The 13,507-nt window shown below is 62.5% G+C and carries 16 protein-coding genes; 11 read left to right on the forward strand and 5 right to left on the reverse strand.

The annotated features are described in order from the left end of the window. Nucleotides 1-168 precede the first annotated feature (168 nt). Both IRT45_RS19405 and IRT45_RS37035 read right to left on the reverse strand, forming a co-directional pair. A complete protein-coding gene (locus IRT45_RS19405) occupies nucleotides 169-969 on the reverse strand; it encodes a hypothetical protein (RefSeq protein ID WP_228534623.1) in 801 nt (266 codons plus the stop codon). Then, entirely contained in the window at nucleotides 954-1,346 is a 393-nt protein-coding gene (locus tag IRT45_RS37035) for a helix-turn-helix domain-containing protein (RefSeq protein ID WP_228534624.1), read from the reverse strand. The genes IRT45_RS19405 and IRT45_RS37035 overlap by 16 nt, the downstream gene beginning before the upstream one ends. A gap of 106 nt (nucleotides 1,347-1,452) precedes the next feature. Here IRT45_RS37035 and IRT45_RS19410 point away from each other — a divergent pair, with 106 nt between their 5' ends. The 5 genes from IRT45_RS19410 (at nucleotide 1,453) to IRT45_RS19430 (ending at nucleotide 5,862) form a co-directional block, all read left to right on the forward strand. Further along, nucleotides 1,453-1,758: a hypothetical protein gene (locus tag IRT45_RS19410; RefSeq protein WP_194807271.1), complete on the forward strand. Its 306-nt coding sequence runs from the start codon at nucleotides 1,453-1,455 to the stop codon at nucleotides 1,756-1,758. Continuing rightward, nucleotides 1,755-1,967 carry a helix-turn-helix domain-containing protein gene (locus IRT45_RS19415; protein ID WP_194807272.1) on the forward strand — a complete coding sequence of 71 codons (213 nt, stop codon included), beginning with the start codon at nucleotides 1,755-1,757 and terminating at the stop codon, nucleotides 1,965-1,967. The genes IRT45_RS19410 and IRT45_RS19415 overlap by 4 nt, the downstream gene beginning before the upstream one ends. A 1,132-nt stretch (nucleotides 1,968-3,099) precedes the next feature. Then, nucleotides 3,100-3,972, forward strand: coding sequence for a DNA-processing protein DprA (locus IRT45_RS19420; RefSeq protein ID WP_228534625.1), 873 nt, complete (start codon nucleotides 3,100-3,102; stop codon nucleotides 3,970-3,972). Between the two features lie 191 nt (nucleotides 3,973-4,163). Then, a complete protein-coding gene (locus IRT45_RS19425) occupies nucleotides 4,164-4,793 on the forward strand; it encodes a phosphoribosyltransferase (protein WP_228534626.1) in 630 nt (209 codons plus the stop codon). Nucleotides 4,794-5,382: 589 nt separating this feature from the next. After that, the gene (locus tag IRT45_RS19430; protein WP_194807275.1) at nucleotides 5,383-5,862 is read left to right on the forward strand and encodes a hypothetical protein; all 480 of its coding nucleotides are present in this window, start codon (nucleotides 5,383-5,385) and stop codon (nucleotides 5,860-5,862) included. Nucleotides 5,863-6,091: 229 nt separating this feature from the next. Here the strand turns inward: IRT45_RS19430 and IRT45_RS19435 are convergent, their stop codons facing one another. After that, the gene (locus IRT45_RS19435; protein ID WP_194807276.1) at nucleotides 6,092-6,265 is read right to left on the reverse strand and encodes a hypothetical protein; all 174 of its coding nucleotides are present in this window, start codon (nucleotides 6,263-6,265) and stop codon (nucleotides 6,092-6,094) included. Between the two features lie 577 nt (nucleotides 6,266-6,842). Between IRT45_RS19435 and IRT45_RS19440 the strand changes: the two genes are divergently transcribed. The 3 genes from IRT45_RS19440 to IRT45_RS19450 all read left to right on the forward strand — a co-directional run bounded on the left by IRT45_RS19440 (nucleotide 6,843) and on the right by IRT45_RS19450 (nucleotide 10,364). Then, nucleotides 6,843-7,595 (forward strand): hypothetical protein, encoded by a 753-nt coding sequence (locus IRT45_RS19440; protein WP_194807277.1) that lies wholly within the window; start codon nucleotides 6,843-6,845, stop codon nucleotides 7,593-7,595. Continuing rightward, nucleotides 7,592-9,028, forward strand: a complete 1,437-nt coding sequence (locus IRT45_RS19445) for a hypothetical protein (protein ID WP_194807278.1) — start codon at nucleotides 7,592-7,594, stop codon at nucleotides 9,026-9,028. The genes IRT45_RS19440 and IRT45_RS19445 overlap by 4 nt, the downstream gene beginning before the upstream one ends. Before the next feature lie 499 nt (nucleotides 9,029-9,527). After that, a complete protein-coding gene (locus tag IRT45_RS19450) occupies nucleotides 9,528-10,364 on the forward strand; it encodes a hypothetical protein (protein WP_194807279.1) in 837 nt (278 codons plus the stop codon). 52 nt (nucleotides 10,365-10,416) lie between these two features. Here the strand turns inward: IRT45_RS19450 and IRT45_RS19455 are convergent, their stop codons facing one another. Then, nucleotides 10,417-11,109 carry a GntR family transcriptional regulator gene (locus IRT45_RS19455; RefSeq protein ID WP_194807280.1) on the reverse strand — a complete coding sequence of 231 codons (693 nt, stop codon included), beginning with the start codon at nucleotides 11,107-11,109 and terminating at the stop codon, nucleotides 10,417-10,419. A gap of 269 nt (nucleotides 11,110-11,378) precedes the next feature. Next, the gene (locus IRT45_RS19460; RefSeq protein ID WP_194807281.1) at nucleotides 11,379-11,690 is read right to left on the reverse strand and encodes a hypothetical protein; all 312 of its coding nucleotides are present in this window, start codon (nucleotides 11,688-11,690) and stop codon (nucleotides 11,379-11,381) included. Nucleotides 11,691-11,961: 271 nt separating this feature from the next. Here IRT45_RS19460 and IRT45_RS19465 point away from each other — a divergent pair, with 271 nt between their 5' ends. The 3 genes from IRT45_RS19465 to IRT45_RS19475 are packed head-to-tail and all read left to right on the forward strand — an operon-like array spanning nucleotide 11,962 to nucleotide 13,288. Beyond that, the gene (locus IRT45_RS19465; RefSeq protein ID WP_104393816.1) at nucleotides 11,962-12,417 is read left to right on the forward strand and encodes a hypothetical protein; all 456 of its coding nucleotides are present in this window, start codon (nucleotides 11,962-11,964) and stop codon (nucleotides 12,415-12,417) included. Next, a complete protein-coding gene (locus IRT45_RS19470) occupies nucleotides 12,414-12,674 on the forward strand; it encodes a hypothetical protein (protein ID WP_194807282.1) in 261 nt (86 codons plus the stop codon). Before IRT45_RS19465 ends, IRT45_RS19470 begins: the two co-directional genes overlap by 4 nt. Continuing rightward, entirely contained in the window at nucleotides 12,674-13,288 is a 615-nt protein-coding gene (locus IRT45_RS19475; RefSeq protein WP_228534627.1) for a DUF2637 domain-containing protein, read from the forward strand. The genes IRT45_RS19470 and IRT45_RS19475 overlap by 1 nt, the downstream gene beginning before the upstream one ends. Nucleotides 13,289-13,507 lie beyond the last annotated feature (219 nt).

Here is a 13,507-nt window from a genome sequence, read left to right on the forward strand (position 1 = left end):
TCACCAACCCCACACCCGTCAGCACAACCAACCAACATTTCAGGGTGAGCGGCGCTACGCGCCACCCACCCCAAAACGCAACAGCCCGTTTTCGGCGATTTTCGCGGAGGTTTGCACGAATAGTTCACCCACCACCGCACCACGAGGCACGAAAACGCCACGGTTTCGCTAGAGCCCCGCCCCGATCCACGCCGCGAACCCCAGTAACCCCTCGGATTGACGGCGCTGCGCCGCAGCGATGCCGTACACGGTTTCGCGCACCGAAGGATGCAGCCGCGTCTGCTGCGGTGCGGCGGCACGAGCCTTGTTCAGCGCCGCCAGAGCTCGATCCGGCTTACCCGACATCAACCACGCCCGCGCATTGTCCTGCCAGTGATGGCCGACGCGCGGCGCGGCGACGTCGGACGGGATGCGCAGTTCCGCTCCCTCACGGGCCGCTCTGCCCGGATCACCGGCTTCCAACTCCACGGCACAGGCATGGATTTCGACATTGCCCGGGCCGAAATCCGTTGTGTACAAGTGGCTCTCATGGCTCATCGGCCGCGCGATGTCACGCGCGGCGGCAATGTGGTCCTGCGCGAGTTCCAGACGACGCCCGCGCGCGGCCACGATCGCCGCCCGCAGGTGCCCGTAGCCGCGCAGAATCCGTTCTCCCTCGGCGGCACCGGGGACCAATGCCATCCCTCGTTCCACCAAATTCATTGCCACATCGGTTGAATCGTGCGCCATGAGAAGCCGTGAGCGCTTCATCACACTGCGAACCGCATAGCCGGGGTCGTCGACGCGCGACGCGACGGTATCGAGCCGATCGAGCACCAGCGCGGTCAGCGACGAGTATCCGAGGCGGCAGCATGCCCCCTCCGCTGCGATGTAGGCTCCGCACAGCATGCCGTAAACAGCGGCGCGGTCGGCGTCGTTTGAAGCCGCCTCGGCCGCACCGTGCAGTCGTCGAATCAGATTCGGCAACAACGCAAGAGCGCGGCGCGTCCGATCGTTGTGCAACGCAGCTTCGACAGAATCGAGTTCGCGCGCAACTCCACGGCGGTCGTCGGTTCCAGTGCCTGCACATACGAACCTTCTGCGAGCACGGCCCGCAGCTCGGGCAGGCCTTCGAGGGGACCGTCCTCTTCGAGCGTCTCGAGATAGGGCGTGCCCTGCAACCTGTCCGGGTCCAACCCCAACGCCCTGGACACCGCCGCGATGAATCCAGGTGAGGCAACCTCTCGCCCCTGCTCGACCGCCTTCACCATCGACAGCGAATAGTTCGCGCGCGCCGCCAACTGACGCTGCCCCAGTCCCGCGATCTTGCGCTCGGATGCGATCCGCCGCCCCACGTGTTCGCCCATGCTCCGAGAGTAGATCGATACCGCCGCCCTGTCCCCCTGTCCCTTCACTGGTCTTCGACGCGCCTACCTGCGCCGAATCTGACATACACAGACAGGAGGGGTAGGGATGAGAACACGTCCGACAGCGCTGGCCTGGATCGACCAGGAGGTCAGCACTGCGCCGAAGTGGGATGCGGCACAGGTGAAACGGCTCGCCCGCCACCTCGGTTACACGCTGCTCTGGCTGGCGCCGCATCGGACCATTCCGCTACTCGACCAGATCCGCACTGCCGACGTAGACGCGATCGTCATGCCCACACCCGCCCATCTCGACGCCCGCACTCTCGACCTGATCATGCACCTCGCTGATGTCGAAACCGCTTGCCCTCGACTGTCTTTCGCACGATGGCACGCCTCCGGAGCCCGCGCATGAATGCCAGCGAGCGCGCCGTCCTGCGCACACTCGCGCCGGGCGGTCTCCTCACCGCCGCCCAACTGCAACGAGCCACGGCGCACACCACGCGAAGCATCCGCAATGCCCTGGCCCGCCTGCACGCGCGCGGCCTGATCGTCCCGAGCCGGGACCGCTGCCGATGGCAACTGAGCCCGCGCGGTCGCGCCGCCGCGGCAACGATCCGGTGATCGGCCTGCTGATCGCCGCGGGAATTCCGACGACCGTATTGCTCTGGGCCGCATGCTGTCCGACTCGTACGGGCGAAACCTTGTTCCGGCCGAGGCGCCCGGCCCCCGGCAGACGATCTCCACACACCGGATCGTCATCGACGGTGACGCCATCGGGCGTCCCGCAGGCCGGTATGAACCCTGCCCCACCGCGCGGGGGCGGGGCCTCACCGAACACCCAGCGAGGCGACCATCACGTCCAGGACGATTCCACGATGCACTGACCCGCCCGCGCCCACCGGCGAATGTCGTCGGCGCGGCGCGACAGGAGGCCGCGGCGCGAGAGGAGGCAGTGCCCCACCCGCTGGGCGGCTCAGACCCACAGAAGTGGGGCACCGGTTCATCCCCTAGCAACGAAGGCCGACGTATCCGCTCCAGATGAAGGGCAACCTTCGCGCGATCACAGTAACCGGTTCCACCCCTCCGGTTGAATCGCATTAATGCGATTGCAATGTAACTTGCCGCATCCTTAACCAGGCATACCCGTCGGCGCAGGCAGTGCCGGTGCCGCGCGTTTACGCAGGTTGACGCGCTACCGACAAGCAGCGATACCTAACCGAGAACATCGCTGCACCACCACGCGCATCCAGGTCGCAATATTGCGCATCAGGCTCGCTACCGACCCACGCTGCCGGTGATCCCGCATGCGGAGTGGACACCCGAGAACCCGAGGGAGGCACTCGAGCCGCGGCCGAACAGCCGCCGAATCTCAGTTGAGTCCCGCGTAGCTGTGCAGACCGCTCACCACGATGTTGATGATGAACACCGGTCCTGGCGTTTGTGCTGGTGGACTGGTTATGGCTCGGTGGCCCTGATCTGGGTTTTCCGGATTGCAGCGTTGGGTGTATCGGGCGCTGGTGGGAACCGCTGCGTACTCACTGCGTACCGAAGCGATGTTCTACCCGCCTTGTCGCGAAACCACGTTTGCCCAGTGTAGATGGCGTGTTCCCGCTAGTCGCGACCTGCGACGTCACCGACGGGTCGTATGCTTGGCCCACCACCGGATAGGCCCGAGTCGAATGTTCGCCCGCCGGCCCCACAGCGACCGGAGAAAATTGTGGATAATTCAACTACCGCGACCGTTGTCGCACTCATGCGCGACCTACCCAACGGCCTCACGCAGAACACGCTCGGCGAGGTGCTGCTCGACTGCGGTTCGGCCGACGCCGTGTGGGATTCTTACATCGAGGCAACCTTGCTGCCAGTTCCAGGCAAGGGCCCTGACCGCGACACCGCAGGCGCCGACATCGAGCAGTGGAAGAGCCGCGGCTGGAAAATCCTCACGGTCCTCGATCCCGAATACCCTGACCGGGTCCGGGCCGCTCGACGCCCCCCAGCCCTGCTTATGGCAGCGGGGACGATTGCCGACGACACCCCAGCGGTTGCGATCGTTGGGTCCCGTAAGGCCTCGGCTCCGGCGCTTGACTTTGCGCGTACCGTCGCCCGCGGTCTTGTCAGCCTTGACGTCACTGTCGTCTCCGGTCTCGCGGAGGGCATCGACACCGCAGCGATGACCGCAGCCCTTGAGAACGATGGCCGCGTGGTTGGTGTGATCGGCACCGGTTTGGACGTTGCCTACCCAGCCCCCAACCGAGCACTGCAGGCCGCCGTCGCCGAACACGGCCTGGTACTGACCCAGTTCCTGCCGGGGTTCCGCGGCGCGAGGTGGGCATTCCCGGCGCGCAACCGGACAATGAGTGCATTCGCGCAGGTCACCGTGATCGCCGAGGCCACTGAGAAGTCGGGCACCAAGCATCAGGCCTCTGAGGCCGTGGCACATGGCCGTCGGTTGGTGCTGCACCGCAGCGTTGCTACGACGACGACCTGGGGCCGCGAGCTCGTTGACCGTCCGGATGTTTTCGTGGTCGACACCGCTCATGAGGCGATTGAACAGTTGGAGAGGATCGCTGCCGCAGACCAGTCACTGCGTGCGCGGCTGTCGGCACTGGCTGGCGGTGGATGGTGACGGACCAAAGCGAGGAGAGCCGCGACTCGATTCGCATCGGTCTCAGTCGGATTTCCTACTTCCACAACGTCGCGCCCGCGGGGCCGGGGATATGCACCGTATGCAGGCAACCATCGCGGTCCGAGATGTGCGATAGATGTACGTCCACAAGGGACGCACTGGATGGGTTGACCTGTGATTACACCTTCTTCATGTCGTATACCGACGGGTGGAACCCATCAGGGCGGTCACAAAGCGCGCAGACGATGCGCCTCTACAAGAGCAGCCAGCCGCCCGCCCGCAGCGTCACTGACGTTCACTTGCTGACGAACATCGTCACGTGGATTCACGACGGGTGCATCCGCGATACGGAACTCGGTAAAGAGTGGGATACTGCGACCTATGTTCCGTCACGGACACAGCGAGCGGGACATCATCCGGTTTCCAAAGTGACGACCAACGTGGCGCGGCTCGTCGGTGATGAGCCCAGTGAGAATAGTGCCCGTCGTATTAGTCGCAAGCGAATCCAGGTCGGCGGGTGTGACGCTCCGAGAATCGCCGCCGCTGATCGGTTCGCAGTACCCGACCGTGTGCGTCCGAGCATTGAGGGGAAGCGGGTTCTCCTGGTCGATGACATGTGGACCACGGGCACATCGATGCAGTCGGCAGCGGCCGCGTTGAAGCTCGCGGGTGCCACATCTGTCACCGGGCTCTGTGTTTCGCGATGGCTGGCGTGGAACTGGGAGCCGCACGTACCGCTACTCGAAAAGGTAACCAAGCAGGCCTACGACCCGTTCTCATGCATCGCGTTCGACCGATGCTGCGACGTACCGCGCGGCTGACCAATAGCGCAGGTTCTTTCTGCCCATGGGCGGACAGACCGGACTAAACCTCTCGGTTGCCTTCTGCTCCGGAGGCAGCCCCGGCCGATTTTTCGGGGTCTGACCTGGGGTGCTGGAGTACCGCGAGCATCCGGTTTTGTATCCCTCGGTCCGCTGGAATCGGCTCGACTTGTGACACTGTGGTGACACCGGCAGAGTGCCGCCGAAGCTTCCGACAGCGGTATATAGTCTCCTCGGACTTCGGCCGTGAGGAGGTGGTGCCGATGCTGAAGCTCCATTTGCGCACTGCACCGAGGGGCCACCACTTACTCGCCTTTTGAGGCGGGTCGAAGCCCTTCGGTTACTTCCTCTGAGCGCCCAGCGGGGTGATCGCGCCGCCGGCCACCGACTGCTCTTCTCCGCCTTTCTCATACTGGCCGCCCTCGGCGGAAGTCGGGCGTGTCAAGGATGCGCAGCACCGCGTAGCGGACGCCGTAGGTGGTTCTTGACTCGTTCGGCTGGAGCGAGACGATTGGGCTATGAGGAAGGTGCCTCCGCAATATCGCTGGGGGCCAGTGCCGTTAGTGGATAGATTCGAGCAGTGAGAGCAGTGAGCGTGCTGATCGATGACATCGATGCGGCGATCGAACGTGTACGGCGAGCCGCCACCCCTGAGGAGATGCGCCGAGCGGTGAAGAACGCGCTCGACGAGTTGTACTCGCTTCGGACCCACCGTGAAGGATCCACAAAGCCGCTGAACAAGGCGTACTACCGTCGTGCGGAGGTTGTGCGCGCGGGACAGGTCGCAGAGGGCCTCAGCCTGGTTCGAGGCACCAAGGCACACGACGCGTTGAAGGACGTCGATCCGTGCGTTCAGCTGCTGTATCCCGGAGGGAATTTGTTTCCGGGCGAGAACACCTTTCCCGGCCCGCAGCTAGTTTGGCTGAAGCCGGAAGACATGGTCGACCCGCTATCTGATTCGCAGCCGAGACGCGCGTTCTACGAGGACGTTGTGGCCGGACAGCCGGTGATGGAGACGCTGCTGGAGGCGCGCGACTTCTTGGCATCGGACCCAGGGCCGAGTATCTGACAGTTCGCCTCCTATCTACTAGATATAAGGCGAATTCGGCAGCTACCCAACACAAGTTGTGGCGGCGACCCGATGCGGACGGAAGGACCGTCGTCCGCACCGGGTGACCGGTGTCCCGATGTGACCAGCACCGGGGGATCGGCCGGAGTCGACGTCGGTGGCGACTCACTCACCGGCGGCGCTGCCGGTGGCCGAAGTAGTGGGGAAGGGGGCTGTAGCCCCCTCCGGGTCAGTCGTAGGCGGCTGCGGAGTCGTAGCTGTCGGCGGCTGCCTGGTTGGCGAGGTCCTGCGCGTGGTGCGGGTGGCAGCGGTAGGTGGTGCGTCCGAATCGGGGCATCGGGTGGATTTCGGTGGCGGGGGCGTCGCAACCGCGGATTCCGCAGACGGAAGTGGTGGTGCTCATCGGGAGGTCCTTCCTCGTTGCTGTGGTCGATCTGGGCTTGTCCAGACCACCGGTGTGGGGTGCGGAAAAGGGTGGGCGAATGCCCATCACGAAGTGACGCGTAGCGCCCTTTGCAGTGCCCTGCGCCGGTGGTATGCCTTCGGCAGATCGTCCATAGCAAATGGGAAAGGATCGGTGAGCGCCGAAACCTGCTGGTGCGGAACCGAACTGCGCCGACCCCGGCACCGAGATCCTGGTGAGCTTCCTCGGATATCCGGCTACCGAGGGCGACCACAGCCGGTCGACTGGGCTGGTGGCCGGCCGATTCGGTCCTCGGCTGCGGGAGGCCCGGCCGGGTACGGCAGGCGTCGCGCCCAGCACTGCCACGTCGTTGCATGAAGTGGTCAGAGAGGGAAAGTCGGCGTTCTACCACGTCGCCAGAGCGGCGCCGACGCGCCCGACGCGCCCGCTTGCCGCAGCTTGCGTAGGCGGGCGGTTGCGCGGCGCCGCGTGGCGGCGCCGCTCGGCGGCGCGAAGCGCCGCCCTTGATCCTCTATGGCCAAATTCGGCAACCAACGCGAGAGGTCTTCAGGGTGCTATGGCGCTGTCTTCGCACGAGGCGGCTGCATCGTGGCAGAGGCCGTCGGGCGAGGTGTCAGGCATCGTCCGGCGGCGGCTCAAGGAATCCCGTTGTGACGCTTGGATGTTCATGGGTGCGGTCTTGGATGTTCTGCGCGACCTGGGGCGGCAATGTGTGTACTTTGTTTGTATGCCGAGGGAAGCGTCGCAGGAGAAGGGTCGGGTCGGGGCCCGAACAGCCCAACGTTGGCTTGAGGCAACGACGTTCGTTGAACTGCCGTGGAACTCGTACCATCATGAGGCCTTATGCGAAATCGAGTGTCTTGACGACTCGACGAAGATGTTTGATCTAGCGGGATACTTCCTCACTGACGAACGCACTCCGATATCGGTCGAGGTGAAGAATGTCGATACTGATGCGCATCTCCGGGATAAGTTTCACGAGTTCCTAGCCGTAGCGTACAGCTCGACAGCGAAGAGAAAATTAAAGTCTAGACCCGATGATAAGCGGGAATTCATGTGGGTTTCATGGCACCCATTCGGGCCAATGAATCGATGGACGAAGTTGGCCTCGGTTGAGGAAATTGAAATCTCTCTGGGTGAGTACTCAGGTCTTCTGAATGGCCACGAAGTAGATCGGGAATTGCTTCAGGTCGTGTCAGAAAGAATTTGGGTGCTTACCTTCAATCCGAAACAAGAGATGCTTAGTCTCGATGCGGATGATCTGAGTAAGGTAATGGCGGCTCTGCCAAGAAAGAGGACGACGCTGTGACGTTCACTTCATCACTCCGCGAGGCGATGGACACCACAGATGGCCTCGCCTATATCGAACGCGTGAAGACTGTCGTACGAAACCAGATTCAACGACTCGACAATACCGCCAGGATTGAAGACACTCAATATTATAATCATAGTGCTATACCGGATTTCGTCGTCACTTGGCCCGGTGAGCGCGGCGAGCGGCGAATCTATTTGCGAGATTCCTATAGCTCAATTGCTGCGGGTGATGATGAGCGATACCTAGGAAAGTTCGAACCAGTTCTACTGGCTCTCGATAATGACGACTCCCGGCGCGGGATTGGCGATCCGGTAGGAAGTTCTGCGCGAACCGTGTCGCCCCGCACATTGGTAACTGATGCGGAAGCGGTGGAGATTATTTCCGGGGAGGATAACACTGCCTCGGCGGAGTCTCCCATTAATAGTCTTGTACGCGCCAATTTCGTCCGGGGAGGAAAGGGGCACATCGACCACGACCGTGCGGAGCTATTGGTAGACGGCCGCGCGGATAATTCCGCTGGGATCGACGCGATCGCGGATATAATTGCCGATAGCTTCGTTGAAGATGCGGCGTTACGCATAACTCGCACTGCACAGTTGATCGATTTCGCGATGAACGGCCCGGGGGCTGGCCGGGAGATCCAGTCCGTAGCGGCAGGAAAGTTGTCGTTGGCGGAAATTAGGCATCTGTTGCCGTGGCTATTGTCCCAACCTGCTGCGTCGGAGAACTATGTATTCTGGCGCTTCATCGGTAATCTAATGACCTTCGATGAACTCGAACTTATCCGTGAGGACATCGCCGGCATGGACATCTCACCGTTAATTTGGGCGAACTCTGACGTGTGGGAAGCGAAATGGGCGTACCTAGGCGTATCCCGTATCGTCGATGAGCAGTCAGGACCCAATCCGTCTTTATTCCGTTGGTCGTTCGACTCCGGCAGGCTGAGTGTTGATATCGGCGGCGATCAGCGAGTTCTGATAGCGAGAAACGGTAAGCTCATCCGTGCCCGCGAAGGGCGTTCCTCTGCGGCTTGGGACGATCTTCAGGCGCCGCTGTCAGCCTATCGCCTTGCTCGGGTTGTTCTCCGTGGGATTCGACGTTCTGTCTCGATAGACGCTGTCGAGAGCCCCGACGTGCGGAGCGACGTTGAGGACGTCGCCAACTCGCTGGAGGATCGATACTACGTCACTGAGGCTACCCTTAGGGTTCCGTCAAGTACCTCGGAAGATGGTCAGACGGACCTCGTAGTAGATTTTGGCGGAAGCATAATTCGAGCCAAAGATAGTGCTTCCATCCGGGATTTGATTACCGTCGCATCGCAAGTGTTGAATTACCGTTCGCCGGTTGATTCGGCAACGCTCAATCAAATACTTGGTGCATCGAATTCTGGTGTGAGTGAATCTGACGAGGATGGGGCACAAGATTGAGTAGAGGGGCCAAGTTCGTCCGGGACGGGGTGCGGCTGTCGATCTGAGGCAACCAGACAGGCTGGGCGTTCGTCTCACCTTGTATGGACAGTAGACAACGGCGCGCAGTAGCAGACCGATGGACTCAGGCGAGGATGCGTAACCTTTTGGCGCGGGTCTATGGGCAGCCGCAATTGGCTCGGCGAGATCGGTTGCGACAGAACAAAAACGGTCCGAACTAGCTGGCAACTGTATTGGGTCAGCTTCGTCGGGTCCTGTCGAGTGGTGCCTTACCGACCGGGCGTCGCATCGCCGAGGGTGGGGTGTTGTCGCAGTCGGCGAGCTGATAGGCGGCTCCTTACAGCCTCCGAACTGATGATGTGTGCTCACTCGTCTCTCGCATGGACGCCCGGATGCACCACAATGCAACAGCATCCGATGCTGCGCCGAGATGGCGACCAAGCGCTGCGTTCATCGGAACCGCTCGCGAAAACGGCCGTCTCCCGCGAGACTTGATGTCATGGCTGAGCTTGCGCTGACGGCGGACCGTCGTGAAGAACTGGCCGGATTGCTGGGAGACGAAGAGCGGTTGCGGTTCGAGTATCCGAGGGTGGCGGAGTACCTCGATACCGCTCCGATGCTGTCGGGTACGGGAGACGACCGGGCAGACGCCGCGTTCGACCTGCGGTTCGTCCACTACATGACGGGCGGGCCGTCGATCAGTGCGAATCCGTACTGGGACATCGTCGGGCCATCGGTGTCCGACCATGAGGGCCGACGTGTGGTGAACGGTGGCCGGCCTCAGGGGAGTGCGCGACTGGGGTTCGCGCAGACGATCTTGCAGGCGACCTACGCCTACGCGATTCCGTCCCCAGAAACCATCACTTGGCTGCGAGAATTCTGCGATGGGCGCCCGATGGCTGAGCTTGGTGCGGGCCGCGGCTACTGGGCGGCACAGTTGACGGACGCCGGTCTGAATGTTGCGGCGTACGACTCGGAACCGCCGGACCGGACGGAGAACCCATCGTTTGTGCAGGCGACGGGGCAAGCGGATGTGTGGCTGAGCGTCGGCGATCTCGGCGAATTCGCCGCTCGTGGTGTCGGCCGAGCCGATGAGGTCCTGTTCCTTTGCTGGCCACCTGGGTGGGGCAATGCGATGGCGTCGGACGCGCTGGCAGCCTTCGAAGCCAACGGAGGCCGACGGTTGGTCTACATTGGCGAGCCCAAAGGTGGAAAGACTGGCAATGACGCCTTCTTCGATGCGCTGAACTCTCGGTGGGAACTTGAATCGGAAGATTCGGAATTCGTGTCGTGGTGGAATCTCTCGGACCGGGCACAAGGCTGGGTCCGTCGATAAAAAGAAACCGCCGGTCACCCAGATTTCGGATGACCGGCGGTTTTCTAATGTCTCAGTTTTCGGCGGCGGCTTCCAATTCCGGCTTCAAGTTCATGCGGAAGACGAACGCATAATAGCGATCTCGGGGATAGGAAACATCCGACACCATGATTACTCGACCCGTCGCGGTTATATAGCGCTGATGGACGGTCTTCACGAGGTCGCCTGGAGTGGTCTTCAACCACTCTGCGTGCGACGGAACCGGAATGCTGTCGGCCACCGTTTCCTCTAGCGTGGCAGCGTCGGACGTGCCGGTGACGTCGGCGGGCTGATAGGTGTCCGACACGGAGATCGGCCGACCGTCCTCGCTGGCGCGGGTGACAATGTGGGTGATCTCCTCGCCAACTGACACGCCAAGTGCATCTGCCAGTGCTTCCGTGGCCGGAACCGTCTCCGTAAGCCGGTCGATCTCCACCGTGCTGTCGGTCTCGTTCGCGAACGTCACTTCCGGGTCCTCCATCTGACGTTCGGGGGAGATCCGGATCAGGTTCGGCCGATCCGATACGAACACACCCCGTCTGCGTACAGACCGAACAAGCCCCTGACTCTGGAGCAATTCAAGGGCTTTCCGGACAACGATGTCGGAGACGTTGTTGCGAGCAGCGATTTCCGAATAGCTTGGAAGCTGGGTTCCGGGCGGTAATTCACCGCCGCGAATTCGCCGAGCGTATTCGCCTGCGATGGAAACGTAGGCAGGTTCTGCCATCGGGATCATTCCCTTCAATTCGAAAAATCACTACGAGTAGGACTCGGGACTAGTGTAGCGCACTGCGTATACGTAAAGAAGTGTTTGGGTTAGTCGGCCGAGGGGAAACATTCATGTATTCGAATCAGTTTCCGAATTACTTCCGTCTCGGTTTAGCCGCTCGCGTTGGCGACGGGAGGGGCGCGGCTCCGGCCAGTACGTCACCACGAAATACACCGCCACCGACAGGGGAAGGACCACCAGGAGCAGTCCGAGTAGGCCCCACGCGCTCACCGCTGACCCCTGCTCTTTTGCTGCATCGGCCACCGAGCGAACGACAAGCGGGGTAGCGCGGCCTCGACGTCGACAACGTCCATGAGGTTGTTCAGGGTGAGCGGGTCGAGGTGGGCGACGGACGGTACGAGTACGGCGTCCACGTCGGCCGCGCGGACCTGATCGGGTAGTGGCAGCGGTGAGTAGGCCGGCCATATGAGGGCGTAGCCCAGTTGCCTTGCTAGGCGCTGCACTTGGGCGCGATCCCATTCCGGAGCGGCGCTGACGTCGGGGTCGATCCACGCGAGAGCTGTCGGGCGGGGTCTCATTGCGCACACCTTCTTGTCTCTATGTGCCGCCCGGATCGATGGTTGCGGACCTTCGGAGCGGCAGCGGTAGCGAACCTCTATGGCTCAGCGTATACGAAGATGCGTATACGAACAATGCCGTGTCGGCGCCCTGACCTGCGGATTCGATCTTTCTCAAGCTTCGTATACGCAAACTTCTTGTGCGTATACGAAACTACGTATACGATGAAGTCATCGCCGCTACCGAGTGAGGCGAGATTCGAAATCCCCCTAGAAACAAGGAGATTCAGTCATGGCGCTCAAGGATCTGCGTTTCAACGTCGCGTTCAACGAAGCCTTCGAGAAGGGCCTCGTCCTGGTTGGCGAGATCGAGCCCGACACCGAGTACAACCAGAACCGCAACGCTCCGGCTCGTCAGAAGGTCGACCCGGTGACGGGTCTGCGGCAGTGGAAGGCCACCGCCACGAATCCGGCGGAGACGAACCCGAAGAAGTCGAGCATTCAGGTGATCTTCCTGGCTGACGTGGCTCCGGTGCCCTCGACTCCCGAGGTGCTGCCCGGTATGCGCTCGATCGTGCTGGAGAACGTCACTCTTCAGCCGAAGGTGACCGGTCAGGGCGAGTTCAAGACGCTCGGTTGGACGGTGCGGGCTACCGGCATCGCGGGTGACAACTCCGGCGCCAAGGTCCCCGCGGCCGATCCGGGTGCGGCCCGTCCGGCTCGCGGTCAGTCCGATAAGGCTGCGTGATCGTCGTGTCCTTCATCAGCACTTTCAACAGCAACGTCGAAGAGAGCGGGCTGACGGTTCTCTACGATCCGGCCCGGGAGACGGATACGGGCCGTCGTCAGCCCGCTTACGTCCGTATCCAGGTCGCGGACTCGCCCGACCATCAGGTGTATGTCGCCATGAGGGTCGATGAGGCTCGGCAGCTGGTCGCGTCGCTGATGAGCGTCGTCATGCTGCACGATGCGGCGGAGCGTTTGGCGGCGGAGAAGGCCGCCTGATGTTCACGTCTGAGCGGGGAATGCGTGCGGCGCGGGTGTTCGCGGTCCTGGTGATCGTGGGCGTCGGCGCTGCCGCCTTCCGGCTGTCGTTCGCCACGTTGCGGGATCTGGCCAAGCTGGCGCATATTCCGGCGTCGGATGCGTGGCTGTTCCCGCTGATCATCGACGGCACGATCGTTCAGGCCACCGCCGGCGCCTTGGTCCTGGCCAAATCCGCCGAACGGAAGTTCTTCACCTGGGTTCTGATGGTCGGGGCGCTGGTGTCGGTGGCGGGCAACAGCATCCACGCCGTAGCCGCCGGTAAGGAACTCCCGGCGTGGCTGTGCGCGATCGTGGCGGCTATCGCCCCGATATCGCTGCTGGTGGACACGCACGGCCTGGCGGTGCTGTTCCGTGCCGCACAAAGCATTCCGGCCCCGGCCCCTGCTCCGACGGTGGCGGATGCCGAGGAGGACTCTCCGACCGCTGAGGAGGAGTTCGCCGAGCCTGCAGTCCCGGAACCTTCGGCCCCGGTGGTGCCTGCTGCGCCGGTGATTCCTGTGGCGCAATCGATTCCTGTTTCTCGACCTGTGCAGCCGCCGTTGCTGCCGGTCTCTGTCCCGATCGGGGGCTGATCTGCTTGGAAACCAGTCTCAATGGCGCTGTGGCCGTGGGCGCTACGGCTCTCGGTGCAACCGCGGTCGCGTTCGGTGTGGCCGGGCTTCTGGCCTTCGGTCCGCGTCACGACGTGGCTCCGGCCGCTGTCGAACACTCCACCGGCAAACCGGGGTGCGTCATGTTCTGCGACGAACCCGCACCCGCCGCCCCGGATTCCCACGGCTGCATCCTGTTCT

The sequence above is a fragment of the Nocardia sp. BSTN01 genome, from assembly GCF_015354405.1.
In the GTDB taxonomy this organism is placed as follows: Bacteria; Actinomycetota; Actinomycetes; order Mycobacteriales; family Mycobacteriaceae; genus Nocardia.

Excerpts from the sequence above, each read along its gene's own strand:
- IRT45_RS37035 (WP_228534624.1), bottom strand. The coding sequence starts at position 1,346 with ATGGGCGAACACGTGGGGCGGCGGATCGCATCCGAGCGCAAGATCGCG.
- IRT45_RS19410 (WP_194807271.1), top strand. The coding sequence starts at position 1,453 with ATGAGAACACGTCCGACAGCGCTGGCCTGGATCGACCAGGAGGTCAGC.
- IRT45_RS19415 (WP_194807272.1), top strand. The coding sequence starts at position 1,755 with ATGAATGCCAGCGAGCGCGCCGTCCTGCGCACACTCGCGCCGGGCGGT.
- IRT45_RS19420 (WP_228534625.1), top strand. The coding sequence starts at position 3,100 with ATGCGCGACCTACCCAACGGCCTCACGCAGAACACGCTCGGCGAGGTG.
- IRT45_RS19425 (WP_228534626.1), top strand. The coding sequence starts at position 4,164 with ATGTCGTATACCGACGGGTGGAACCCATCAGGGCGGTCACAAAGCGCG.
- IRT45_RS19435 (WP_194807276.1), bottom strand. The coding sequence starts at position 6,265 with ATGAGCACCACCACTTCCGTCTGCGGAATCCGCGGTTGCGACGCCCCC.
- IRT45_RS19440 (WP_194807277.1), top strand. The coding sequence starts at position 6,843 with ATGGCGCTGTCTTCGCACGAGGCGGCTGCATCGTGGCAGAGGCCGTCG.
- IRT45_RS19450 (WP_194807279.1), top strand. The coding sequence starts at position 9,528 with ATGGCTGAGCTTGCGCTGACGGCGGACCGTCGTGAAGAACTGGCCGGA.
- IRT45_RS19455 (WP_194807280.1), bottom strand. The coding sequence starts at position 11,109 with ATGGCAGAACCTGCCTACGTTTCCATCGCAGGCGAATACGCTCGGCGA.
- IRT45_RS19460 (WP_194807281.1), bottom strand. The coding sequence starts at position 11,690 with ATGAGACCCCGCCCGACAGCTCTCGCGTGGATCGACCCCGACGTCAGC.
- IRT45_RS19465 (WP_104393816.1), top strand. The coding sequence starts at position 11,962 with ATGGCGCTCAAGGATCTGCGTTTCAACGTCGCGTTCAACGAAGCCTTC.
- IRT45_RS19475 (WP_228534627.1), top strand. The coding sequence starts at position 12,674 with ATGTTCACGTCTGAGCGGGGAATGCGTGCGGCGCGGGTGTTCGCGGTC.